Raw genomic sequence first — 270 nt, 5'->3', positions numbered from 1 at the left:
GCCAAGGGGTGCATCAGGTTCAGCGCGTGCGCGCCCAGCGGCGCAGTGTACGAGTTCGAAGCGGCACCCGCGCCCGGTGCGGTCGAGGGCCTGTACCAGATCAGCCAGCAAGGGCAGCTGATGGAAGTTCTGGCGAAAACGCGGGAGGGCAAGGCCCTGACGGCTGACTATGACTTGCTTCTGATCGGACCTCATATCAGCGACTTGGGATCGCACAACAATCTTCCGGTTCCGGATGTCGCGCATGATGTGTTCAAGGCGCGTATCAAC

1 pseudogene is annotated in these 270 nt (G+C 61.5%); it reads left to right on the top strand.

What is annotated here, in order from left to right:
- Positions 1-45 precede the first annotated feature (45 nt).
- Positions 46-270, top strand: a pseudogene (locus ACPYOM_RS22595) (hypothetical protein); the annotation flags it as partial.

Source organism: Monashia sp. HAY1-2A, assembly GCF_056755315.1.
The sequence above is the reverse complement of the archived record's forward strand: the minus strand, read 5'-3'. Positions and strand labels throughout refer to the sequence as shown.